Origin of the sequence: Synechococcus sp. A15-28 (genome assembly GCF_014280175.1) — a bacterium.
Lineage (GTDB): Bacteria > Cyanobacteriota > Cyanobacteriia > PCC-6307 > Cyanobiaceae > Parasynechococcus.
Genome location: NZ_CP047931.1, coordinates 1,602,469 through 1,621,915, shown reverse-complemented (window position 1 = coordinate 1,621,915; position 19,447 = coordinate 1,602,469). Strand labels below are relative to the sequence as shown.

Below are 19,447 nucleotides of genomic sequence, written 5' to 3'. Positions count from 1 at the left end.
AAACGGGACCGACGGGATTCGAACCCGCAACTTCCGCCGTGACAGGGCGGTGCTCTAACCGGTTGAACTACGGTCCCAGATCAAATGGAGACACAAAGGACTCGCCCCGTGGCACCTGATCTGTGTCGCCTGCGCGACCAAATCAGTATTGACCCTTGCCCTGCCCTCCGTCAACAATTCCGTCGAATTCCTGTGCTGATCTGCCTTGTTGAGGTCAGGTCACAACAAAACCCCCGATGTCGGAGCCATCGGGGGTTCGCTGAAGAAACAACTCGAATTCAGGGGCGGAAGCCTGCTGGCTCGATCAGGCGAACCTGGTTCCCTCGGGCGGTGAACTCCCGACCTTGATCGCTCTGAACGACCACACGACCACCTGATTTGACGCGGATCACGCGGGCACGAACCCAGCCAAGAGCGGCTGACTCCAGCACCTTCACGACATCACCAGGTTGAAGATCCAACTCCATGCTCAGAACCGGGAAACTACACATCGGGGCTCATCGGACGCGCCGTGGAGGACTCGAACCCCCGACATCAGGTTTTGGAGACCTGCGTTCTACCAACTGAACTAACGGCGCAAGGCGATGAACCCCTGCTGACATCGAGGATGTCAGCGACTTGATTGAACGAGGCCGAGACCTCAGCGATCGAAGCGCTGCTTCACGCGGGTGGCCTTGCCCACCCGTTCCCGCAGATAGAAAAGCTTCGCCCGACGAACTTTACCGCGCCGTTCAACCTTGACGTTGGCCACCTGCGGACTGTGGAGCATGAACACCCGCTCCACTCCAATGCCCTGGAAGATGCGACGGACGGTGATCGTCTGGTTCATCCCGCCGTGACGCTTGGAGATGACCACTCCCTCATAGGGCTGAACACGCTCCTTGTTGCCCTCGCTGATGCGGACGCCAACGCGGACGGTGTCACCGACGTAGATCTCAGGGAGATCGGTCTTCATCTGCTCCGTCTCGAAGGCCTTGATCAGGGCTTCGGCGCTGAGCTTCTGAGCTGGGGTTGTCGGAGCACTCGCCACGGCCTCCACCTCAGCTGCGCTCTCAGTGCTCTCTTCCGTCACCGTCGTGTCCTTCGGATCGGCTGCCATCCCAGCTCCGCGTTAAATCGCCAAACGATCAGTGTACCTTTCGATGCCATCGTTCGATCAGCAACCCGGCACCACTGATCAGCATCCAGAGCAACCCAAGGGCGTTCAACAGCACCACCAACGGCTCCAGCGTGGCCCCCAGCCATTCGCCTTCGTGCAAGGTCATCAGCCAATGCACCTGGTCACGCTCAAAGCCCATCCAGTCGCGGGCAAGTCGGTAGCCAACCCCTGAGCAAACGGTGATGAACAACGGAAGCAGCACCAACGGGGCAACGGCCCGATGCAGTTCGCGCACCCGCACAAGCAGGCTCATGACCGACCTTCAATCAGTTGCTGTTGATAGCGTGACGGATATAGAAGGATGTTGATGAATTTATTCGCAGATCTGCTGGCCTCCACCCAGGCCCCGACGGCAACAGCCACAGGTCCCCGGATTCAGAAACGCCGGGGTGTGGAGATCAAGTCAGCCCGTGAGATCAAAATCATGCGGGAGGCCAGTCGCATCGTCGCGACAGTGCTGCGGGAAGTGATGGCCATGGTGGAGCCGGGACAGACGACGGGCGACCTGGATGCCTTTGCTGAGAAGCGCATCCGAGAGATGGGGGCCACACCGAGTTTCAAGGGGTACCACGGCTTCCCGGCAAGCATCTGCGCCAGCATCAACAATGAGGTTGTGCACGGCATTCCCAGTGCCAAACGGGTGATCCACCAGGGGGATCTGCTGAAGGTGGATACAGGTGCCTACTTCGATGGCTACCACGGCGATAGCTGCATCACCGTCTGTGTGGGCGAGTCCTCGGATGAGGCCCAGATCCTCAGCCGTGTTGCCCGGGAATCCCTGATGGCGGGCCTGAGCAAGGTCAAAGCAGGCAACACCCTTCTTGATATCGCCGGTGCGGTGGAGGACCACGTCAAGGCCAATGGGTTCAGCGTCGTGGAGGACTACACCGGCCATGGTGTCGGCAGAAATCTGCATGAAGAGCCCTCGGTGTTCAACTTCCGCACCGATGAACTGCCCAATGTCACGTTGCGTCCAGGCATGACCCTGGCGATTGAGCCGATCCTGAACGCTGGCAGTAAGGCATGCCGCACCCTGAAGGATCGCTGGACAGTGGTGACCCGGGATGGATCCCTGTCAGCTCAGTGGGAACACACAGTTCTGGTCACCAGTGACGGCTGCGAGATCCTCACGGATCGGGGCGACTGAGCGCTCGGCTGTAAAGCCATCGCCCGAGTTCCGTCAGTGGCATCAGTACATAGGTCAGCGGATTCGGTGTGACGATGATGAGACGTGCTCCGATCCGCGCTTGCCAGAGCACCTGGCCTGACACGAAGTCGGCGTTCATGACGCCGATGGGATTGAGTTCGGAGCGGAACGGGCCCAACACCAGTTTCCGCAGCACCAGTCGTGAGCGCTCCTCTGCATCGCGGGTGGCACCACGCATGCTGACCAGTTGACCGAGCAGGCGTTTGCTCAGCTCATAGGCCGGGCTCGCGGCTGGTTGGATCTCCGCTTCGGACGTGTTGACCCACACCTCCAGCGGCTGCGAGGTTCGTTCACGGCACAGACGTTCGCAGCACTGCAGCATTCGCCAGCTGCTCAGGGCGTTCACCTCCAGTGCTCTGGTCACAGTGCCTGGGCGCTGATCCCCCTGGGGATTGATGCCGTGGTTCAGCACCAGCACATCCAGGTCTTTTAGGTAGGGCACCAAGGCCTCCTCCTGGCCGCAGGTCCATGACACCCAGTGATCCAGAGGGCTCTCGACCTCAATCGGTGGATCACCGTGGGTGAATCCGGTCACCACGGCACCGGCCTGATGGAAACGGCTCGCCAACGCCTGACCCAGAGCCCCGCGGACTCCGGTGATGCCGACACGGCATCCGCTCCAGCGGTGATTGCTTGTTGTGGGCTGTGCCATGGGATCAGCTTGGGCCATCCTTGTGGGCAACCGCCCGCTAGTGCCCGCTTCCGTGTCTGATGCTGCCCTCCTGGCCCTGTTCGCGCCTTACTGCGGCGGCCTTGCCAGAGAGCAGGATCTTCGTTCTGCTCTGCAGACCCTGCTGGCCGGCGAGTTTCGGGGGATCCGTCCACGGGAGGGTATGGACGGGCATGCCTTTCAGCTGAGCTGGGAGGGTGGCCATGCCCCACTGGAGATGGCGACCTGCCAATTGATTTTTACGGAGACTCGTGCTGAGCCCTACCGATTTGAGCTGGTCACCCATCAGCTGGTGCAGTGGTTGATGGACGGCCCCGCCGGGGAGCCAGGCAAAGCTGATCTCCCCGACGCGTTCTGGGTTTGGTTGCTCGTTGGTACAGACCCAGAGGCTGATGACGCCTAGATTTACATGTCAAACATTTGCGGTTCATGGGAAGGACGCTGCTGATCGGATCCTGTGAGCCCTTCAGCGGCAAGTCGGCTCTTGTTCTTGGGATTGCGCAGAAGCTCAAGCAGGACGGACAACGGGTCCGCTTCGGTAAACCACTGGCGACCAGTCTGGACTGGGATCCCAACAAGGGCCCCTTACCTCAGCCGCTGATTGACGATGACGTCCGTTTTGTTGGTGAGACCCTGGGTCTTTCGGCGGACCGGCTGATCCCTTCTCTGCATCTGCTCTCTCCCACCACGGCGACCCAACGTCTCGGCCAGGGAGATCTGCAGGCTGGCGCCGGATTTGACGGCATGCGTCAGCAGATTGCTGATGACGATGGCCTGACCCTGCTGGAGTGTGCCGGCACGCTTCAGGAAGGTTTGCTCTTCGGGTTGAGCCTTCCTCAGCTGGCGGATGGCCTGGATGCCGGGGTTCTGTTGGTGCACCTCTGGCAGGACAGTTGCAGCGTCGACGCCCTGCTGGCTGCGAAACAGACCCTGGGTGAACGACTGCTGGGGGTTGTGCTGAATGCTGTCACCCCTGGAGAGGTCGAGAGTCTTGAGCGGCAGGTGGTGCCGGCGCTTGAGAACCTCGGCTTGCCGGTGTTTGGTGTGATGCCTCGCTCACCCTTGCTGCGCAGCGTCACAGTGGGTGAATTGGTGCGGCGCCTCAGTGCCCGTGTGATCTGCTGCGAGGAACGCCAGGAGTTGCTGGTGGAGACCCTCAGCATCGGTGCGATGAATGTGAACTCCGCCATGGAGTTTTTTCGCCGCCGCCGCAACATGGCCGTCGTCACCGGTGCGGACCGAACCGACATCCAGTTCGCGGCGTTGGAGGCCTCAACTCAGTGTCTGATTCTCACCGGAGCCGGTGAACCGCTTCCACAATTGATCAGCAGGGCGGAAGAGCTGGACGTTCCTCTGTTGAAGGTTGATCACGACACACTGGCTACGGTGGAGGTGATTGAACAGGCCTTCGGCCACGTTCGATTGCATGAAGCTGTGAAGGCCACCTACGCCTTCCGTCTGGTGGAAGAACACTGTCGACTGGACCGCCTGTTCTCAGCTCTGGACCTGCAGGTTCTTGTCTATTAATGGTTGCTAACTTTAAATGAAGTCCGGCGAGTTGTCCTTGGGTCAGTCACTGGATCTTCCGGCCCTCGATCGGGTCGACACCCTGGCTCAGGAACTGGCGCTGCTGCAGGACAAGGGCAAACGGCGGATTGCCATTCTTGGCAGCCGGCATGTTCCCGTAGTGGCCATTCACCTGGTGGAGCTGGTGGCCAGATCGTTGGTGCAGGAGGGTCACTCGCTGATCACATCGGGTTCCCAAGGGGTGAATGCCGCTGTGATCCGCGGATGTTTGGATGTGGATCCGTCTCAGCTCACGGTGCTGTTGCCCCAGAGTCTGGATCGGCAGGCCACGGAGATCCGCGACCTTCTTGATCGTGTGCTCCATCTGATTGAGAAGCCTGAGCAGGACGATCTTCCCCTACCGATGGCCAGCAGCCTCTGTAACCAGGAAATCATCAACCGATGCGATCAATTGATATGTCTGGCTTTTCATGATAGTGAAACGCTGCTAGCGAGTGCTCGCACAGCAGAAGACATTGGCAAGGTCGTGAGCCTTCTGTATTTCGATTGATGATTTGGTGTCAACATGAACCGTGGACCGATTTTGTCGTTTAGTCAGTACGACACTGAGTTGGTTAGTGAAGATATCCGCTTATCAATGACATCCATCATTCTGATTGACGCCCTTGGTTATTGCTGACGGTACTTGTCAGTCGTAAGAATAATATGTTGTGCAGCTTAGAGCGCCATCGCGGAGAGATTAATAAGTTAGGACATTTTGAAGATAATGGGCGTTGATGAAAGCTGGTTGGAATTGATTGAAATCGCCGAAAGTCTCTGGCTCTGATGATGAAGTCAATTTGACTTGCTGGCTTTGGCGCTGCCCGTCTCTGCTGTGGCAATGGATCGGTTTGATCGACTCATCAGTTTTATTTGCGAAAGAGCTCATGTCTGTCTCTCGTGAATATCACGTTGACTTCGATTGAGTGCTGCCGAATCAACTGTTGATGAGGGCTTTCAATCCTTCACTGTAAAGAATTCCGCTGCAGAGCAGTCCTGAGGCCCAGCAAAGCCCACGAGCGGGAGGGATGTTGCCGACGTAGGCCGCGATGTAGGCGAGGCGCAGCGCCGGATGGAGAAAGGCAGCGGTGAGGGCGAGCCCTGGCAGGGGGCCGGTGTGCAGCGCAGCAATCAGGGCAAGTACAGCAGCTGGTGCGTGCAGGCTGAAGGCTTCGAAGCTGTTCTGGTGAGCCCAGCTGGCCCGTTTTCCCCAGGCGGGAAACCGCTCAAAAATCGCTCTTGGGGCGGCCATGTCCTTCATCTCGAAATTGGCGGCCGAGCGGGCGGCGCCCAGGGGGATGAGGCTGGCGACCACGGTGCCACCCGCCAGAACCAAGGACCATGCATAGGGTGCGCAATCCGTGGCGGTGAACAGCTGCAACAGCGACATTGATGTGGGCTGGTGTGTGAGGCCTTTCTAAACTGAGAACTGGAATGAATGCGAGTTATGGCAAGCACGTCGTCCTTTGATGTGGTCTCCGACTTCGATCGTCAGGAGCTGGTCAACACCCTTGATCAGGTGCGGCGCGATGTCGGTAACCGCTACGACCTCAAGGACTCCAACACCGAGATCGAGCTGGAGGAGACCGAACTGGTAATCACAACCGCCAGCGATATGACGCTGCAGGCCGTCGAGGATGTGTTGAGAACCAAGGCCACCAAGCGCAATCTGTCGTTGAAGATCTTCGATTTTCAAACCCCAGAGAGTGTTGGCGGAAACCGGGTGAAGCAGGTGGTGAAACTGCGTAAGGGCCTCAGCCAGGAAATCGCCAAGAAGCTCAGCAAGATCGTCCGCGACGAATTGAAAAAAATCACCGTGGCGATTCAGGGGGAGAGTGTGCGGATCACGGGGAAGAGCAAAGATGATTTGCAGGCTGCGATCCAGTTGGTCAAAAGCAAAGAAGATGAATTGGATGTTCCTCTGCAGTTTGAGAATTACCGCTGAATCCGCCTTCGACAGGGGGACGACAAGTCGCTTTGACCGCTTTACGATCCAGGCGAGGTCCTTCGTCCGGGCATGAGCAATCTGATCAGATCATTTGTCGTGTCAGGAGCGGTTGTCCTGCTCGATGTCAGCGCCTCTGCATTGGCATCCGAGCGGATTACTGGAGCCGGGGCAACGTTTCCGGCGCAGATTTACCAACGCTGGTTCGGAATGCTGGCCGGTAACGACGGGCCGATGGTCAATTACCAGGCCATTGGTTCCGGTTCCGGCCGAAAGGCCTATCTCGATCAGACGGTCAATTTCGGTGCCTCCGATGATCCGATGATCAGTCGAGATCGACGCAAAGTGAAGCGTGGTGTTGTTCAGATCCCAATGATCGGCGGCACCATCGCCTTCGGATACAACAAACCTGGTTGTGATCTGAAACTCACCCAGGAGCAGGCGGTGAAGGTGGCCATGTCGGTTATTAAAGACTGGTCGGAGTTGGGGTGTGCCTCCGGTCCGATCACGTGGGTGCACCGATCGGATGGTTCAGGAACCACCAAGGCCTTCACCAATTCGATGGCGGCATTTTCATCCACCTGGACTTTAGGAACCGGTAAGGCGGTGAGTTGGCCCAGTGGTGTTGGGGCCAAGGGCAACGCTGGTGTTGCGGCTGTGATCAAAAAGCGGGAGGGGGCGATTGGTTATCTCAATCAGTCGTACATCCGTAGTTCGATCAAGGCGGCTGCCCTGCAGAACCTTGCGGGAGGCTTCGTGAAACCGAGTGTTGAGGCCGGTGCGATTGCCCTGAACCAGATCACGCTGGATCAGAACCTGGCCGGAGAGAATCCCAACCCAACAGCCGCTGGGGCTTACCCCATCGCCACACTCACCTGGGTTTTGGCCTATGAGCGTGGCAACGGTCCCGATGCCTCCACGATTAAGGAAGTGTTCAACTTCATGTTGAGCGATGAGGCACAGAATGTGGCTCCTCGACTCGGATTTGTTCCCCTGCGTGGCGACATTCTGGCGAAGTCCAAAGCCGCTGTGAACAAAATCGGCGAATAAATCTTGTCTTCTTTTTCTGTCCCAATTCATAAGCCTCTTATGGAGAACAACGCTGCTGCGAAGATGCTCGAAGATATGCAGGAGAGATTCCCGGGACTGACTCCGGAAGTTGCCGCTCAGACCATTTTGGTGGAGTCCCTCAAAGCTTGTCAGTCGATCATGGATCTCACCCGCTTGCCCGTTGATCCACGGGTCCTCAGTCAGCTGCGTGATGGGGGGTTGATCGATCAGGCTGAATGGGAGCGCATCATGGCGATGCTTGACCCTCAGTCTGGTGTGCCAAGCATTGACGCCTAAGGAGAATGAAGTTGCACGTGCATTAAACATTCGGCCGCTAATGAGCATTGCAACGTTTCTGTATCTGAAGACAGGCCGCAACATATTCAAGCCTGAGCGGAAGGTTGATGAAGCCCGAATCAATCCTGCACCCGTTGTTGCCTTGTCATCATCGATCGATCCTGACGACATCCACATCGGACCACGTGGGGGTAAATATCGTTTTGACGCGCGTGGCCGCAAGGTTTACCTGAAATCGGCTTGATGTCAGGCTCGACGGGCATCGATGATGCGGGCCAACTCCAGGACATAGCCGGCGGTGCACCAGCGGCCATGACTACGGGAACGATTTTCTGCATCGGAGCGGATTTCGGCAGTTTCTGCCATCAGCAGATCCAGTTCTCCCTGTGGAAGGTCGTACAGCTCCTGAAGCTCCACCTCGCGGTTGAGCAGATGGCTGCGGAACCATTTGCGCATCTGTTCCTGAGGGGGGATGTCGCTGGTCATGGGCCATCACTGCCGACACGCTTCATTGTCCAGCCATGAGGGCGCTGAGCTGGGTGGAATTTGATCAGGCCGTGCAGAGCCTGGTTGAACAGTTGTCTTCGACGACGTTTGCGGGGATCTACGGGGTGCCGCGCGGTGGTTTGTGTTTGGCCGTGGCCTTGAGCCACGCGCTTCAGCGGCCGTTGCTGGCTGAGCCGCAGCCTGATGCGTTGATCGTCGACGATGTTTACGAGACCGGTCGCACCTTGGAATCTCTGCACGCCAGATTCCCCAAGGCCCGTGGCGTGGTTTGGGTGAGCAAGCGCCCGCCCGAGTGGTGGGATGCGGTGGTGGTCACCGACAGCTCTGAGTGGTTGCTGTTCCCCTGGGAAAACGCCGCCCAGGCCCGCGCTGATGAGCAGATCTACCGCACGTCCAGAGAGCTTGGCTGATGGCCCAACCCACGGTTTATCTCGCTTCCCCTTACGGCTTTTCCGCTCAATGGAAGCGGTTGCTGTTGCCTGAATTCATTACGGCACTACAGGACCTTGGGTTGGAGGTGTGGGAACCGTTTGCCCGCAACGGCCAGGTGGATGTGGCCCAGCCTGGCTGGGCGCACCAGGTGGCCCAGCGGGATCTCCAGGATGTGCGCGACGCCGATGCACTCTTCGCCATCGTCAATGGAACGCCACCGGACGAGGGCGTGATGGTGGAACTGGGGGCAGCGATCGCCCTGGGCAAGCCCACGTTTCTGTTCCGCGACGATTTCCGCCGATGTACTGATTCCGAGGATTACCCGCTCAACCTGATGCTGTTCGCCGGCCTGCCGGCGGAGGGCTGGCAGGATTTCGTATACACCAGTCTTGAGCAGATCGCTGACCCAGAAAAAGCCCTGGCACGCTGGGCGGAGCCTGGCTAGGGAGCCTTTTCAGCAGAACCCAGCTCGAACGCATCCGGTAGCAACTCCGATAGCCGTCGAGACCCGACGCCGTCGATGTGAATCGTCGCCTGCTGGAGCATGAGCTCTTGCATCACCTGACGGCAGGCCCCGCAGGGCATTCGGGAGCCTGGTGATGCATCTGACTGGGCATCCACACAGCTCACCGCCAGCTCAAGCGGTTGGAGGCCCTGGGCCACACAGCTGAACAGGGCCACCCGTTCAGCGCAGATGGTGAGGCCGAAGCTGGCGTTCTCCACATTGCTGCCGGTCACCACCGTGCCATCCGTGCATCGCACAGCCGCTCCCACATGGAAGTTCGAATAGGGACAGTGGGCTTTGTCGGCAGCCTGTCTCGCCGCCTTCAACAGATCTTCAGGGTTGTTCACGACAGGTTCCGGATGCACTGTCACGCAGTGTGGTCAGCGCCGTTGTGCTTCCTTCAGCGGTCATGGCGGAGACGTTCACCAGATCGAAGGAACGGTCTGCCCGGATCCTCAGTTGCCCTTCGACGCTGATCGAGGCGTTTCGACTGGGTTCACCGGATGTTGCTGGTGGTGCCACCGGTCCGAGGGCTGCGATGTAGCTCCAGCTGTAGCGCAGCCGCTGGTTCTCGATTGAGCCAACCGGAGGCTCTGTTTCCTCCGCCAGGCTGGTGATCCGGCTGTCGATCACATAGCGGGGTGTCAACTTGATATCGGGTGATCGGGTCACCGTGAAGCTCTGACCCCTGAGCATGCGGACCCCCGCAATCGCGCGAGGGGACCAGCGGCTTTCGACCGTCTCGATGGTGCAGACCATGGGAGGCGGTGTTGCCGCTGCTGCCGGGAGCAATGGCATCACCGCGCCGAGTCAGGGTCAGGCCACTTCCGCGAAGCTGTCGCGGAAGGCATTGATCGTGGCTTCGATGTCCGTGTCGGAGTGGGCCAGGGAGGTGAAGCCCGCTTCGAAGGCGGATGGGGCCAGGTAAACACCGCGCTCCAGCATGGCGCGATGCAACTTGCCGAAGCGCTCTGAATCCGTTGCCTTGGCGTCCTCGAAGTTCCGCACTGGTCCTTCGCAGAGGAAGAAGCCGAACATGGCGCTGACGCTGCCACCGGTGAAGGGGAGTCCAGCCGCCGTAGCCGCCTGCTTGATACCGGCAATCAGCTTGGCGGTTGTCGCCGTGAGTTTTTCGTAACTGCCGGGCTGTTTCAGCAGTTCGAGTGTCTTGATGCCAGCGGTCATTGCCAATGGATTGCCGCTCAACGTGCCGGCCTGGTACATCGGGCCGGCCGGAGCCACCATGCCCATGATGTCGGCGCGGCCGCCATAGGCACCCACCGGCAAACCACCACCGATCACCTTGCCCATCGTGGTGAGGTCCGGTGTGACACCGAAATGGGCTTGTGCACCGCCGTAACTGATGCGGAAGCCCGTCATCACTTCGTCGAACACGAGAAGGGCACCGTGCTCCTTCGTGAGTTCCCGCAGGCCTTCCAGGAAACCTGGCTCAGGTTGGATGAACCCGGCGTTGCCGACGATGGGCTCGAGAATGACGCCGGCGATGGCATCGGGGTTTTCGGCGAACAGCGCCTTCACTGCTTCCAGGTCGTTGTAAGGAGCGGTGAGGGTGTTGGCTGTGGTGCTGCGAGGAACGCCGGGGGAATCGGGCAGTCCCAGGGTGGCCACACCGGACCCCGCCTTCACCAGGAACATGTCCGCATGGCCGTGATAACAGCCTTCGAACTTGATCACCTTGTCGCGGCCGGTGAAGGCTCGCATCAGCCGCAACACAGCCATGCAGGCTTCAGTGCCGCTGTTGACGAAGCGCACCATCTCAACGCTGGGAACGGCGTCGATCACCATCTCGGCGAGGGTGTTCTCCAGGGCGCAGGGTGCTCCGAAGCTGGTGCCCTTCTCGATGGCCTCTTGAAGTGCGCTGATCACTTCGGGATGGGCATGGCCACAAATGGCAGGGCCCCAGCTGCCGATGTAGTCGATGTATTTGTTCCCATCCACGTCCCAGGCGTAAGGGCCTTTCACCCGGTCAAACACGATCGGCTGGCCGCCGACCGACTTGAACGCGCGCACAGGGGAACTCACGCCACCGGGCATCAGCCCCTGCGCTTCGCCAAAGATGGCCTGGGAGCGGCTGGTGTTCAACGCGGGTGCTGTCACTGGAACCGACGCCAAGAGGCTGATGCAAACCGTGCCACATCCTGACCCAGGAACGACCAGATCCGTCTGGAGTGTGTCAATCGGCCCCAGTTGTCTGCTTAGCCTGGCCTGGATTGAGGGTTGATGTGATCCACGACTGGTCAGCGCTGGAGAGGGATCTCCGCCGGTCTCTGCCGCCGCGGGCCCTGGTGACGAAACGTCAGGAACTGCTGAGTTACGACTGTGACGGCCTGACCATGGATCGTCACGCGCCGCCGCTGGCCGTCCTCCCGGAGACCACAGCCGATGTCGCTGTGGTCCTGTGCTGCTGTCATCAGCACAACGTTCCTTTTGTGGCCAGGGGGAGCGGTACAGGGTTGTCCGGTGGAGCCCTCGTCGATCAGGAGGCACTGCTGGTGGTCACCAGCCGCATGCGCAAGGTGCTGCACGTTGACCTCGAAAACCACACCGTCAAGGTTCAGCCGGGGGTGATCAACAGCTGGGTGACGCGAGCCGTTGCTGGAGAAGGGTTCTATTACGCACCTGATCCATCCAGTCAGGTGGTCTGCAGCATTGGCGGCAATGTCGCCGAGAATTCCGGTGGGGTCCACTGCCTCAAATACGGAGTCACCAGCAACCACGTGCTTGGCCTCGAGGTGGTTCTCCCGGACGGCACGGTGACGCAGCTTGGAAATGGTCTGGCGGAGTCCTCGGAGCTCGACTTGCGTGGAGCCTTCATTGGCAGCGAGGGCACCCTCGGAATTGCAACAGCCATCACCCTGCGCCTGTTGCGGGCTCCCGAATGCGTCAACGTTCTGCTGGCGGACTTTTCCTCGATGGAGGCCGCAGGGGAAGCGGTGCGCTCGATCACGGCCTGCGGATTGCTGCCGGCGGGGATGGAGATCATGGACAACATCACGATCAACGCCGTTGATGATTTCTTCGGCTACGACGAATACCCCCGGGATGCGGCTGCTGTTCTGCTGATCGAGCTTGATGGCCAGCGGGCCGAGGTCCAGGCCTCTGCAGAAAAGGCTGAGGAGTTGTGTCGAGCGGCAGGGTCCCGTGGACTTCGCAGGGCCGAAGACCCGACCGAATGCGCAGTGTTGTGGAAGGGCCGCAAGTGTGCCTTTTCTGCGCTTGGTCAGATCTCTCCGAGTTACTACCTTCAGGACGGCGTGGTTCCTCGCAGCTGTCTTCCCTCAGTGCTCGCTTCCATCACGGCGTTGAGCCAGGAGCACGGGCTGAAGGTCGCCAACATGTTCCATGCGGGGGATGGCAATCTTCACCCGCTCATTCTTTATTCGTCCTCAACTCCCGGGGAAGACCAAAAGGTCAAAGATCTCAGTGCCGCCATCCTGCGGGTCTGCCTCGACGCCGGCGGCAGCATCAGCGGTGAGCATGGCGTCGGCGCCGATAAGCGCTGCTACCTCGATTGGATGTTCGGTGCCGATGACCTCAACACCATGTCGTTGTTGCGTCAGGCCTTCGACCCGGAGCAGCGGGCCAACCCCGGCAAAGTGCTGCCGACTCCACGCACCTGTGGCGAATCCGCCAAACGCTCGGTGACCCTGCCTGCGGGCGTGGAGGTGTTCTGAGACGGCGGTCAGAACAGCAGATCGTCCTCGCTTTCCTCCTCCGCCGGTGGCCAGTCCAGATCAACACTGACCGGTGCGTGATCACTGGGTTGGGGATTGCCGCGCACCTGCTTGTGGATGGTGCAGCTGCGGGCGAGACCCGTCAGCTCGTCACAGAGGTAGATGTGATCGATCCGCCAGCCCCGATCCCGATCCCAGGCACCGGTGCGGTAGTCCCACCAGCTCCAGTGACCGGCGTCGGGTTCGAACATTCTGAAGGCGTCCTGGAGCCTGTCTCCAAGGGCTTCGCGCAGGGCAGTCCGCTCCGCATCGCTTGCCATGACCGATCCGTTAAGGCGATCGGGGTCATGGATGTCCCTGGAGTCGAGAGCGATGTTGAAGTCCCCCACCATGCAGAGGGGTTCGCCTCGTTCGGCCTGGGCATCGAGGTAGCGCTTCAGGCAGCCAAGCCAGGACAGCTTGTAGGGATATTTCTCCGAGGAGAGGCTTGAGCCGTTGGGGACATAAAGATTCAGCACCCGCACCCCATCCAGCAGGGCGCTGATCACGCGCTTCTGTTCACCCAGGGTCTCTGCTTCGGCATCATTCGGCAGCTCAGCGCTGAAGCCGCAGCGAACATCGTCGAGGGGTTCGCGACTGACCAACGCCACGCCGTTGTACGACTTCTGACCATGGATGCTGACCTTCCATCCCGCCGCCTCGAAGGCCTGGATTGGGAACAGCGGATCGTCGACCTTTGTCTCCTGCAGGCAAAGCAGATCCGGCTGGTTCTTTTCGAGCCATGACAGCACCTGATCGAGCCGGGTACGCACCGAATTGACGTTCCAGGTGGCTATGCGCACGGTGGTTTATCGATCCCTGAAGGACGCTTAGCATCAGCCCCAACATCCTTTTGACGATGCAGCCCCGTTCAGCGGCCCAGCTTCTGATCACTGTCGCCTCCCTGGGGGCTTTGGTGGCTCCGGGGTTGGCCCAGATGGATAGCGGATATCAGACCCGCGAGGAACGGGAGATCTTCAGCACCAGCCCTGGAGGGGATTCGGGAGCAATTCTGGATGCCACCAATCCGATGGATCTGATCAACCGCATTCAACGGGCCGGAGCGATGAACGACGCCACTCCGCCGTCGGATGCCATTGACGCTGCCCTCAGGGAGTTTCAGCAGGGACCGAAGGAAGCGGTTGCCCAGCCCTGACGCGGGCGGCCTGCAACCCCCAGCGGTAGGCCAGTTGATCGATCATCGGGTCTGGCCGATCTGAATTGCCCCTGCGCAGCCGCGCCTGCTCCAGCCAACGCTCGACTTCAGCTGCATCACCTTGCTCCTGGTGCAACATCGCCAACGCAAGGACAGATCGAACGTCCTCGGCTGATTCCTTGGTCAGCTGCTGATACAGAGCAGCTGCGTCCTTGAACCGACCGGTCTGGCGCTGCAGATCAGCCAGCAAAAGGCCGAGTTCCAGACGCTGCCCTTCCGGTCGTGAAGAGAACTGGGCTTTCAGGCGCTGGAGTGCCTCCTGCCCCCGGCCGTCCTGTACATCCACCAGAGCGATCAACCGAAGCAACTCGGGATGCAGAGGATGGAGCCGCAGCAGTCGCTCCAGTTCTTGCCGGGCTGCTTCAAAGGCGCCGGACCGGCGCTGAAGGTCCGCCAGCAACAACCCCATAGACAGGGAATGGGGTTGCTTGTTCAGCCACTGCTGCAGCACAAGCTTGGCGTCCTCGAGACGTTCCAGGCCAAGGAGCTGCTCCAGCAGCTGCTCCCGCTCATTCTGATTGAGTTCCCGTCGCTGCATGGCATTCAGCAGCTGGCTGGCCTCGTCGTCCGACACCGCGCGGCTGTTACTGGCCGATGTTTGGGGAGCGAGCGTCCATGCAGCGAGCCAACCGCTGGCCACAGCGGCTCCGATGAGCAGGCCCCCCATCAGACGTCGACCGGCCCGCTGCATGGATGGCCTGTTGATGTCGGCATTCTGAGGTGTGCCTCGGGGGCTGGCTACAGTCCTCACAAGGGCTTTTGATTTGACGGGCAACGTCTCAATGCGTGATCACCCCATCCCCCCGGTTACCGAACCGCTGCAGTACCGGGCCATCGGGGTTGTTCGTGGGATTTACAAACCCAGCGACGAGGACCAACTCACCCGGGGCACGCTGATCGATGCCGATGGCTGTGAGGTGGAGACAGTGGTGCTCGGCCGGGTGCTCACGCTGATGCGGCGTCATCTGGCCATGGATGAGCCCCATCTCTGGGTGGTGTACCCCCGCTCCAGAGACAACGACCAACTTCACCTTCAGATTGCTGGCATCTGGGAGCCCAGCACCTTGTCTCCTGATCAACCGGATCTCGATGATGTTCTGCCGGAGGGGGACGACTTCTTCTCCATCCGAGGGGAGTTGATCTTCACCAAACCCGAAACCGGTGAGTTGGTGGTGAAGGTGCGTCAGCAACCCCGTGCCGATGGCAGCCGGCCGCTGCCCTTCAAAGTTCAGTTGAAAGGTGAGTTGCCCTTGGAACACTTGCGGCATTTCGTCAGCCTTGATGTGCGCCGTCAGGGGGAGCAGCTTCGTCTCGAATCCCATGAGGTGATCGCTCCGATGCCCACCCGGGGAGGCAAATCCAGGGGCGCGCGGGGGCGTGCTCCTGCCCGCAGTCGAGGCTGATGGCTGACGCGGGCGAGGGTTCCACAGGAACGCTGCGGGCGGGGCTGGTAGTCGCTGCGATCACTGGGCTGGGAGCCTTCGGACCGGTCTTGGGCCTGTCACCGGCCTGGATCGTGGTGGCCGTTGGCGGTGGCCTGGTCATGCTCAGCGTGGATGCTGCCAGCTGGCAGGGCATGGGCGGGCATGTGCTGGCGGAGGCCTTGCCGGGGGGCGAGGGGCGGCTGCGGCGCATCGCCGTTCATGAGGCTGGTCATCTGCTGATCGCCGAGCAGGAGCAGATGCCGGTGCAACGGGTGCTGGTGGGTACGTTGGCCTGCCTGCAGGCGGGTCTGCGCAGCAGCGGCGCGACTGAGTTTCCTGTGCCAGACAGCGTCCGCATGCCTCTGGAGGATCTGCGCCGCTGGAGTCGTCTGCTCCAGGCCGGGATCGCTGCGGAAACCGTGGTCTACGGCAAAGCACGCGGTGGTGCCGATGACAGGGCTCTGCTGGGTCAGCTCTGGGGGCTTTCGGGACACGACGTTGCCACGGCCCAGCGCGAACAGCGCCGCGCCCGCCGTGAAATCGAGCAGCTGCTGCGGCGTGATCAGGCGGACCTCAGCCAGAGAGCCGACCAGTTGTTGAGCTCGGCACCCCGGCTGGGGCGATGACGCTGGCCGCGACCGCTGGATCGCTCCACATCGACTGTCCGACCGGATTGGCGGGAGACATGTTGTTGGCGGGTCTGCTCGACCTTGGGGTTCCCAGGGATGTGATCGAAGCTCCTCTGGCTCAGCTCGGCCTGAAGGATCTGGTGCGCCTGGATCTGGAGGAGACCCGCAGCGGTGGCCTGCGGGGGCGCCGCCTCAGCGTTGTGGGCCTGGAGCCCGATCCGCCGCACCGCCACTGGGCTGAGATTCGGATGCAGCTGGAGAGGTCCTCCCTGGAGCCCCGGCTCCAGCAGACGGTGATGGCGGTGTTCACGGCTTTGGCTGAAGCGGAGGCCACGGTCCATGGCCAACCTCCTGAGTCCGTCCACTTCCACGAAGTGGGGGCCATCGACTCCATCGTGGATGTGGTGGGGGTCTGCGCAGCCATCCATCACCTGGCTCCGCAGCGGATCAGCTGCGACCCACCGCCCGCGGGCAGAGGCAGCGTCAACACAGCCCATGGTCTGTTGCCGGTACCGGTGCCGGCGGTGCTCGAGTTGGCCCGTGCCCATCAGGTTCCGTTGCGACAGGACCCCTCGCTGCCCGAGGGGGAGCTCACCACACCAACCGGTCTGGCGCTGGTGTCCGTTCTGGCCGAGAGCTTTACAGCACCACCGCTGTTCACCCCTTCTGCCATCGGCATCGGCCTGGGACACCGTCAGCTGGATCGCCCCAACCTGGTGAGGATCTGCCTGGGCCAGGGGGAGAGTTCCACCCCAGAGCTCGAGCCTCGTTGGCAGCCGCTGGTGGTGCAGGAGGCCTGGATCGATGATGCCTCTGCCGAAGACATCGCCTGGCTGCTGGATCGATTGCGCCAGGGCGGTGCCGTGGATGTGGCCTGTCAATCCCTGCAGATGAAGAAGGGCCGAGTCGGGGTTGCCGTCACGGCCCTGGTGAGCACCGAGCAGGCCCAGACGCTCCGGCGGATCTGGTTCGAGGCCGGTCCCAGCATCGGCTTGCGGGAGCGGCAACAGGGCCGATGGCTGCTTCCCCGTCGTGCCGGCATGCTCGCCACGCCGTGGGGTGCGCTGAAGGCCAAGCAGGTCCAACGTCCGGATGGTCGTTGCACGGTCAAACCGGAAGCTGATGCGCTGCAGCAGCTCAGCCAGACCAGCGGTTGTTCCATCGCTGATCTGAGGGCTGCAGCCCAGGTGGCCAGCTTCGAGAGCGAGGAACCCTGGACGTGGTGATCCGATCCCTGCTCAAGCCGAAGCTGTGGATCACCCTGGCCAGCCTGGCCTTCATCGCTGTGGCCCTGTTGCATCAGGGGCAGGAGCTGCGGCAGATCAACCTCGAACCAAGGGGCTGGTGGCTGCTGCTGCTGGGCCTTGGCCTGACCTGGCTCAGCATCCTGATCAACGGGCTGGCCTGGCGGGTGCTTCTTGATTGGCTGGGACAGCGGCCGCATGGCCTGGCACTGGTGCCGTTGTTCGTGCGCAGCAATCTGCTCAAGTACCTGCCAGGGGGCATCTGGCACCTGGTGGAACGGGTGCGTGTGCTGCGACCAGCCATGGGGGCAGGGCCCGCTCTGGCGGGGGTGATCCTCGATCCCCTGCTGATCGTGGCAGCAGCCTCGCTGCTGCTCATGGCGGGGGGATGGCAGAACGGTCTGCTGCTGCTGGCACCGATCCCGTCGCTGGTGTTGCTGCTGACGCGCCTGCGGGAGCCTGTGCTGCGGCGACTGGAACGCTCCAAGGCCGCTCAGCTGCAGACGGCGGACAGCGGTGCTCTGCCGGTGGACGGCAGCGGCCGCGGCGGTGCCCCCTGGCTGCCCCTGACTGCCCAGGTGGTGTTTGTGCTGGTCCGATTCGCCGGATTCGCCTGCTGCCTGGCGGCCTTTGATCTCACCACTCCAGCGGCTGCCCAGTGGCTGGCTGGTTTTGCCCTGGCCTATGCGGCGGGATTGGTGGTGCCTGGAGCGCCCGGGGGACTGGGGGTGTTTGAAGCCACGCTTCTGCTGCGCCTGGGGGCCAGCGTGGATGAGGCCTCCCTGTTGGCGGTGGTGCTGAGCTACCGGGTGATCTCCACCGTGGCGGACCTGTTGGCGGCTGCTGTGCTTGCTGCCGATCAGGCCCTGATGCAACGGTTGCGTCCTGCGCGCTGACCGCCATGGAGCTGCCGTTGCCCTGTCCGCTCGAGGCCGGCTGGGAGCTGGTGCGAACGATCAAGCTGCCCCGAACGCTTGCCGATGGCCGTCCTCTGGGTGGGTTCTCGGCGGCGGCCTATCAGCGGAACGAAGACCGTCTCTGGTTGCTCAGCGATGCGCCTGTCGGGCATTTGGTGCCCTGGGGGGGATTGGCTCAATGGCTCGAGGGCCAACGCGACACGCTCTGGCCAGGCCGCAGAGTGCTGCTGAGGGGTGGCGACGGGCAGCCCCTGCCTGAGACCTTTGATGGAGAAGGGTTGGTGATCGAGGGCCGGCAAGCCTGGATTGCCAGTGAGGGGCGCCGCTCGAATGACCGTCGCGCTCGGCTGATTCAGATCGATCTCGGCAGCGGTCGGCTGCAGCAGGAGCTGCCGTTGCCCCAGGCCTGGCGGGCCACCCCTGGCCAGGGTCTTGGCTCCAACAAAGGTCCGGAATCGCTGACGGCCCTTGGCCCCGGCGATTTGCTGCTGGCGGCGGAGGCGCCGTTGGCGCAGCACCAAGCCGGGGATGGGATCAGCCTGATGAGACGCCGTTCCGGCGACGAGATTCGCTCGGCTGGGGCCCTGGATGGAGGGGACATCGGCCGCCACAACGGACTGACGGAACTGCTGGCCCTGCCAACCCATAAGCAGCTGCTGGGCCTGCGGCGGGGGTTTACGCCCCCTGATCAATGGACGGCCAGGCTTCAGCTGTTTGCCTTGCCTGAACCCGGGGGGGCTCCGGTGCAGCCGATCATTGGCTGGGATCTGCTGGAGGCCGGTCTGCCGCCGGACAACTGGGAGGCCATAGCGCTGGGGCCCGTGCTGTCGGATGGACGACACACCCTGGTGTTAGCCAGCGATGACAACTTCAATCCGCTTCAGTCAAACTGGATTGTGGTGCTGAGTCCACGTCGCACCACCGCCTGCACCGATTGAGGTCTGA

The 19,447-nt window shown here is 61.4% G+C and carries 28 protein-coding genes and 2 tRNA genes; 17 read left to right on the top strand and 13 right to left on the bottom strand.

The genetic code is table 11. The features are described 5' to 3' along the window. Positions 1 to 3: 3 nt before the first annotated feature. The 5 genes from SynA1528_RS09325 to SynA1528_RS09305 all read right to left on the bottom strand — a co-directional run bounded on the left by SynA1528_RS09325 (position 4) and on the right by SynA1528_RS09305 (position 1,412). Positions 4 to 77: transfer RNA gene (locus SynA1528_RS09325), tRNA-Asp, on the bottom strand. 201 nt (positions 78 to 278) lie between these two features. Further along, positions 279 to 467: an SH3 domain-containing protein gene (locus SynA1528_RS09320; protein ID WP_006043540.1), complete on the bottom strand. Its 189-nt coding sequence runs from the start codon at positions 465 to 467 to the stop codon at positions 279 to 281. A 38-nt stretch (positions 468 to 505) separates the two neighbouring features. After that, positions 506 to 578: transfer RNA gene (locus tag SynA1528_RS09315), tRNA-Trp, on the bottom strand. A gap of 62 nt (positions 579 to 640) precedes the next feature. Beyond that, positions 641 to 1,099, bottom strand: a complete 459-nt coding sequence (gene rplS / locus SynA1528_RS09310; protein WP_186586520.1) for a 50S ribosomal protein L19 — start codon at positions 1,097 to 1,099, stop codon at positions 641 to 643. Positions 1,100 to 1,127: 28 nt separating this feature from the next. Then, the gene (locus SynA1528_RS09305) at positions 1,128 to 1,412 is read right to left on the bottom strand and encodes a PepSY domain-containing protein (RefSeq protein WP_186586519.1); all 285 of its coding nucleotides are present in this window, start codon (positions 1,410 to 1,412) and stop codon (positions 1,128 to 1,130) included. Between the two features lie 54 nt (positions 1,413 to 1,466). On the opposite strand from SynA1528_RS09305, the gene map reads away from it, so the two are divergent. Further along, positions 1,467 to 2,306, top strand: coding sequence for a type I methionyl aminopeptidase (gene map, locus SynA1528_RS09300; RefSeq protein ID WP_186586518.1), 840 nt, complete (start codon positions 1,467 to 1,469; stop codon positions 2,304 to 2,306). Here map and SynA1528_RS09295 read toward each other — a convergent pair. Continuing rightward, entirely contained in the window at positions 2,287 to 3,036 is a 750-nt protein-coding gene (locus tag SynA1528_RS09295) for an SDR family oxidoreductase (RefSeq protein ID WP_186586517.1), read from the bottom strand. The two genes, map and SynA1528_RS09295, sit on opposite strands and share 20 nt — an antisense overlap. Between SynA1528_RS09295 and ebsA the strand changes: the two genes are divergently transcribed. From ebsA to SynA1528_RS09280, 3 genes are read left to right on the top strand one after another with little or no spacing between them, the layout of a single operon-like run. Then, positions 3,017 to 3,439 carry a type IV pilus biogenesis protein EbsA gene (gene ebsA, locus SynA1528_RS09290; protein ID WP_186586516.1) on the top strand — a complete coding sequence of 141 codons (423 nt, stop codon included), beginning with the start codon at positions 3,017 to 3,019 and terminating at the stop codon, positions 3,437 to 3,439. The two genes, SynA1528_RS09295 and ebsA, sit on opposite strands and share 20 nt — an antisense overlap. Positions 3,440 to 3,465: 26 nt before the next feature. Then, positions 3,466 to 4,563, top strand: coding sequence for a phosphotransacetylase family protein (locus SynA1528_RS09285; RefSeq protein ID WP_186586515.1), 1,098 nt, complete (start codon positions 3,466 to 3,468; stop codon positions 4,561 to 4,563). A 16-nt stretch (positions 4,564 to 4,579) separates the two neighbouring features. Then, the gene (locus SynA1528_RS09280; protein WP_186586514.1) at positions 4,580 to 5,113 is read left to right on the top strand and encodes a DNA recombination-mediator protein A; all 534 of its coding nucleotides are present in this window, start codon (positions 4,580 to 4,582) and stop codon (positions 5,111 to 5,113) included. Between the two features lie 426 nt (positions 5,114 to 5,539). On the opposite strand, the gene SynA1528_RS09275 is transcribed toward SynA1528_RS09280, so the two are convergent. Next, the gene (locus SynA1528_RS09275; protein WP_186586513.1) at positions 5,540 to 5,992 is read right to left on the bottom strand and encodes an MAPEG family protein; all 453 of its coding nucleotides are present in this window, start codon (positions 5,990 to 5,992) and stop codon (positions 5,540 to 5,542) included. Positions 5,993 to 6,049: 57 nt separating this feature from the next. On the opposite strand from SynA1528_RS09275, the gene SynA1528_RS09270 reads away from it, so the two are divergent. The 4 genes from SynA1528_RS09270 to SynA1528_RS09255 all read left to right on the top strand — a co-directional run bounded on the left by SynA1528_RS09270 (position 6,050) and on the right by SynA1528_RS09255 (position 8,138). Continuing rightward, positions 6,050 to 6,547 carry a YajQ family cyclic di-GMP-binding protein gene (locus SynA1528_RS09270; RefSeq protein WP_186586512.1) on the top strand — a complete coding sequence of 166 codons (498 nt, stop codon included), beginning with the start codon at positions 6,050 to 6,052 and terminating at the stop codon, positions 6,545 to 6,547. Between the two features lie 72 nt (positions 6,548 to 6,619). After that, positions 6,620 to 7,597, top strand: a complete 978-nt coding sequence (locus SynA1528_RS09265; protein ID WP_186586511.1) for an extracellular solute-binding protein — start codon at positions 6,620 to 6,622, stop codon at positions 7,595 to 7,597. A gap of 75 nt (positions 7,598 to 7,672) precedes the next feature. Next, on the top strand, positions 7,673 to 7,894 hold the full coding sequence (locus SynA1528_RS09260; RefSeq protein ID WP_186586510.1) for a hypothetical protein: 222 nt from the start codon (positions 7,673 to 7,675) through the stop codon (positions 7,892 to 7,894). Continuing rightward, positions 7,857 to 8,138, top strand: a complete 282-nt coding sequence (locus SynA1528_RS09255; RefSeq protein ID WP_186586509.1) for a hypothetical protein — start codon at positions 7,857 to 7,859, stop codon at positions 8,136 to 8,138. The genes SynA1528_RS09260 and SynA1528_RS09255 overlap by 38 nt, the downstream gene beginning before the upstream one ends. A 2-nt stretch (positions 8,139 to 8,140) precedes the next feature. Here SynA1528_RS09255 and SynA1528_RS09250 read toward each other — a convergent pair whose 3' ends face one another. Further along, positions 8,141 to 8,380 (bottom strand): hypothetical protein, encoded by a 240-nt coding sequence (locus SynA1528_RS09250; protein WP_186586508.1) that lies wholly within the window; start codon positions 8,378 to 8,380, stop codon positions 8,141 to 8,143. 53 nt (positions 8,381 to 8,433) lie between these two features. Here SynA1528_RS09250 and SynA1528_RS09245 point away from each other — a divergent pair, with 53 nt between their 5' ends. Together SynA1528_RS09245 and SynA1528_RS09240 are read left to right on the top strand one after the other, a co-directional pair. Then, the gene (locus SynA1528_RS09245; protein ID WP_353616604.1) at positions 8,434 to 8,811 is read left to right on the top strand and encodes a phosphoribosyltransferase; all 378 of its coding nucleotides are present in this window, start codon (positions 8,434 to 8,436) and stop codon (positions 8,809 to 8,811) included. Beyond that, positions 8,811 to 9,278, top strand: a complete 468-nt coding sequence (locus SynA1528_RS09240) for a nucleoside 2-deoxyribosyltransferase (RefSeq protein ID WP_186586506.1) — start codon at positions 8,811 to 8,813, stop codon at positions 9,276 to 9,278. Before SynA1528_RS09245 ends, SynA1528_RS09240 begins: the two co-directional genes overlap by 1 nt. On the opposite strand, the gene SynA1528_RS09235 is transcribed toward SynA1528_RS09240, so the two are convergent. From SynA1528_RS09235 to hemL, 3 genes are read right to left on the bottom strand one after another with little or no spacing between them, the layout of a single operon-like run. Then, complete coding sequence (locus tag SynA1528_RS09235; RefSeq protein ID WP_286187804.1) at positions 9,275 to 9,664, bottom strand: cytidine deaminase; 390 nt, start codon at positions 9,662 to 9,664, stop codon at positions 9,275 to 9,277. The genes SynA1528_RS09240 and SynA1528_RS09235 overlap by 4 nt on opposite strands. 7 nt (positions 9,665 to 9,671) lie before the next feature. After that, complete coding sequence (locus SynA1528_RS09230; RefSeq protein WP_186586504.1) at positions 9,672 to 10,136, bottom strand: hypothetical protein; 465 nt, start codon at positions 10,134 to 10,136, stop codon at positions 9,672 to 9,674. A gap of 18 nt (positions 10,137 to 10,154) precedes the next feature. Further along, entirely contained in the window at positions 10,155 to 11,456 is a 1,302-nt protein-coding gene (gene hemL, locus SynA1528_RS09225) for a glutamate-1-semialdehyde 2,1-aminomutase (RefSeq protein WP_186588383.1), read from the bottom strand. A 125-nt stretch (positions 11,457 to 11,581) separates the two neighbouring features. On the opposite strand from hemL, the gene SynA1528_RS09220 reads away from it, so the two are divergent. After that, positions 11,582 to 13,033 (top strand): FAD-linked oxidase C-terminal domain-containing protein, encoded by a 1,452-nt coding sequence (locus SynA1528_RS09220; RefSeq protein ID WP_186588382.1) that lies wholly within the window; start codon positions 11,582 to 11,584, stop codon positions 13,031 to 13,033. An 8-nt stretch (positions 13,034 to 13,041) separates the two neighbouring features. Here SynA1528_RS09220 and xth read toward each other — a convergent pair whose 3' ends face one another. After that, on the bottom strand, positions 13,042 to 13,875 hold the full coding sequence (xth, locus tag SynA1528_RS09215; protein ID WP_186586503.1) for an exodeoxyribonuclease III: 834 nt from the start codon (positions 13,873 to 13,875) through the stop codon (positions 13,042 to 13,044). A 56-nt stretch (positions 13,876 to 13,931) separates the two neighbouring features. Between xth and SynA1528_RS09210 the strand changes: the two genes are divergently transcribed. Continuing rightward, on the top strand, positions 13,932 to 14,228 hold the full coding sequence (locus SynA1528_RS09210) for a hypothetical protein (RefSeq protein WP_186586502.1): 297 nt from the start codon (positions 13,932 to 13,934) through the stop codon (positions 14,226 to 14,228). On the opposite strand, the gene SynA1528_RS09205 is transcribed toward SynA1528_RS09210, so the two are convergent. Beyond that, on the bottom strand, positions 14,182 to 14,979 hold the full coding sequence (locus SynA1528_RS09205; protein ID WP_186586501.1) for a tetratricopeptide repeat protein: 798 nt from the start codon (positions 14,977 to 14,979) through the stop codon (positions 14,182 to 14,184). The genes SynA1528_RS09210 and SynA1528_RS09205 overlap by 47 nt on opposite strands. A gap of 91 nt (positions 14,980 to 15,070) precedes the next feature. Between SynA1528_RS09205 and patR the strand changes: the two genes are divergently transcribed. Genes patR through SynA1528_RS09180 form a run of 5 tightly spaced genes read left to right on the top strand, consistent with a single transcriptional unit; the run spans position 15,071 to position 19,440 of the window. Next, complete coding sequence (gene patR / locus SynA1528_RS09200; protein ID WP_186586500.1) at positions 15,071 to 15,691, top strand: heterocyst master regulator PatR; 621 nt, start codon at positions 15,071 to 15,073, stop codon at positions 15,689 to 15,691. After that, positions 15,691 to 16,338, top strand: coding sequence for a hypothetical protein (locus SynA1528_RS09195; protein ID WP_186586499.1), 648 nt, complete (start codon positions 15,691 to 15,693; stop codon positions 16,336 to 16,338). Before patR ends, SynA1528_RS09195 begins: the two co-directional genes overlap by 1 nt. Beyond that, the gene (larC, locus tag SynA1528_RS09190) at positions 16,335 to 17,567 is read left to right on the top strand and encodes a nickel pincer cofactor biosynthesis protein LarC (protein ID WP_186586498.1); all 1,233 of its coding nucleotides are present in this window, start codon (positions 16,335 to 16,337) and stop codon (positions 17,565 to 17,567) included. Before SynA1528_RS09195 ends, larC begins: the two co-directional genes overlap by 4 nt. Continuing rightward, entirely contained in the window at positions 17,561 to 18,481 is a 921-nt protein-coding gene (locus SynA1528_RS09185) for a lysylphosphatidylglycerol synthase domain-containing protein (RefSeq protein WP_186586497.1), read from the top strand. Before larC ends, SynA1528_RS09185 begins: the two co-directional genes overlap by 7 nt. Positions 18,482 to 18,486: 5 nt before the next feature. Continuing rightward, a complete protein-coding gene (locus tag SynA1528_RS09180; RefSeq protein WP_186586496.1) occupies positions 18,487 to 19,440 on the top strand; it encodes an esterase-like activity of phytase family protein in 954 nt (317 codons plus the stop codon). The last annotated feature ends 7 nt before the right edge of the window (positions 19,441 to 19,447 follow it).

Bases quoted from the DNA above. Each gene is read 5' to 3' on its own strand.
- SynA1528_RS09230 (WP_186586504.1), bottom strand. From the start codon at position 10,136: ATGCCATTGCTCCCGGCAGCAGCGGCAACACCGCCTCCCATGGTCTGC.
- SynA1528_RS09195 (WP_186586499.1), top strand. From the start codon at position 15,691: ATGGCTGACGCGGGCGAGGGTTCCACAGGAACGCTGCGGGCGGGGCTG.
- patR (WP_186586500.1), top strand. From the start codon at position 15,071: ATGCGTGATCACCCCATCCCCCCGGTTACCGAACCGCTGCAGTACCGG.
- SynA1528_RS09270 (WP_186586512.1), top strand. From the start codon at position 6,050: ATGGCAAGCACGTCGTCCTTTGATGTGGTCTCCGACTTCGATCGTCAG.
- SynA1528_RS09285 (WP_186586515.1), top strand. From the start codon at position 3,466: ATGGGAAGGACGCTGCTGATCGGATCCTGTGAGCCCTTCAGCGGCAAG.
- rplS (WP_186586520.1), bottom strand. From the start codon at position 1,099: ATGGCAGCCGATCCGAAGGACACGACGGTGACGGAAGAGAGCACTGAG.
- ebsA (WP_186586516.1), top strand. From the start codon at position 3,017: ATGGGATCAGCTTGGGCCATCCTTGTGGGCAACCGCCCGCTAGTGCCC.
- larC (WP_186586498.1), top strand. From the start codon at position 16,335: ATGACGCTGGCCGCGACCGCTGGATCGCTCCACATCGACTGTCCGACC.
- SynA1528_RS09265 (WP_186586511.1), top strand. From the start codon at position 6,620: ATGAGCAATCTGATCAGATCATTTGTCGTGTCAGGAGCGGTTGTCCTG.
- SynA1528_RS09280 (WP_186586514.1), top strand. From the start codon at position 4,580: ATGAAGTCCGGCGAGTTGTCCTTGGGTCAGTCACTGGATCTTCCGGCC.
- SynA1528_RS09210 (WP_186586502.1), top strand. From the start codon at position 13,932: ATGCAGCCCCGTTCAGCGGCCCAGCTTCTGATCACTGTCGCCTCCCTG.
- SynA1528_RS09275 (WP_186586513.1), bottom strand. From the start codon at position 5,992: ATGTCGCTGTTGCAGCTGTTCACCGCCACGGATTGCGCACCCTATGCA.
- SynA1528_RS09205 (WP_186586501.1), bottom strand. From the start codon at position 14,979: ATGCAGCGGGCCGGTCGACGTCTGATGGGGGGCCTGCTCATCGGAGCC.
- SynA1528_RS09250 (WP_186586508.1), bottom strand. From the start codon at position 8,380: ATGACCAGCGACATCCCCCCTCAGGAACAGATGCGCAAATGGTTCCGC.
- SynA1528_RS09260 (WP_186586510.1), top strand. From the start codon at position 7,673: ATGCAGGAGAGATTCCCGGGACTGACTCCGGAAGTTGCCGCTCAGACC.
- SynA1528_RS09295 (WP_186586517.1), bottom strand. From the start codon at position 3,036: ATGGCCCAAGCTGATCCCATGGCACAGCCCACAACAAGCAATCACCGC.
- SynA1528_RS09305 (WP_186586519.1), bottom strand. From the start codon at position 1,412: ATGAGCCTGCTTGTGCGGGTGCGCGAACTGCATCGGGCCGTTGCCCCG.
- SynA1528_RS09320 (WP_006043540.1), bottom strand. From the start codon at position 467: ATGGAGTTGGATCTTCAACCTGGTGATGTCGTGAAGGTGCTGGAGTCA.
- SynA1528_RS09180 (WP_186586496.1), top strand. From the start codon at position 18,487: ATGGAGCTGCCGTTGCCCTGTCCGCTCGAGGCCGGCTGGGAGCTGGTG.
- SynA1528_RS09240 (WP_186586506.1), top strand. From the start codon at position 8,811: ATGGCCCAACCCACGGTTTATCTCGCTTCCCCTTACGGCTTTTCCGCT.
- map (WP_186586518.1), top strand. From the start codon at position 1,467: ATGAATTTATTCGCAGATCTGCTGGCCTCCACCCAGGCCCCGACGGCA.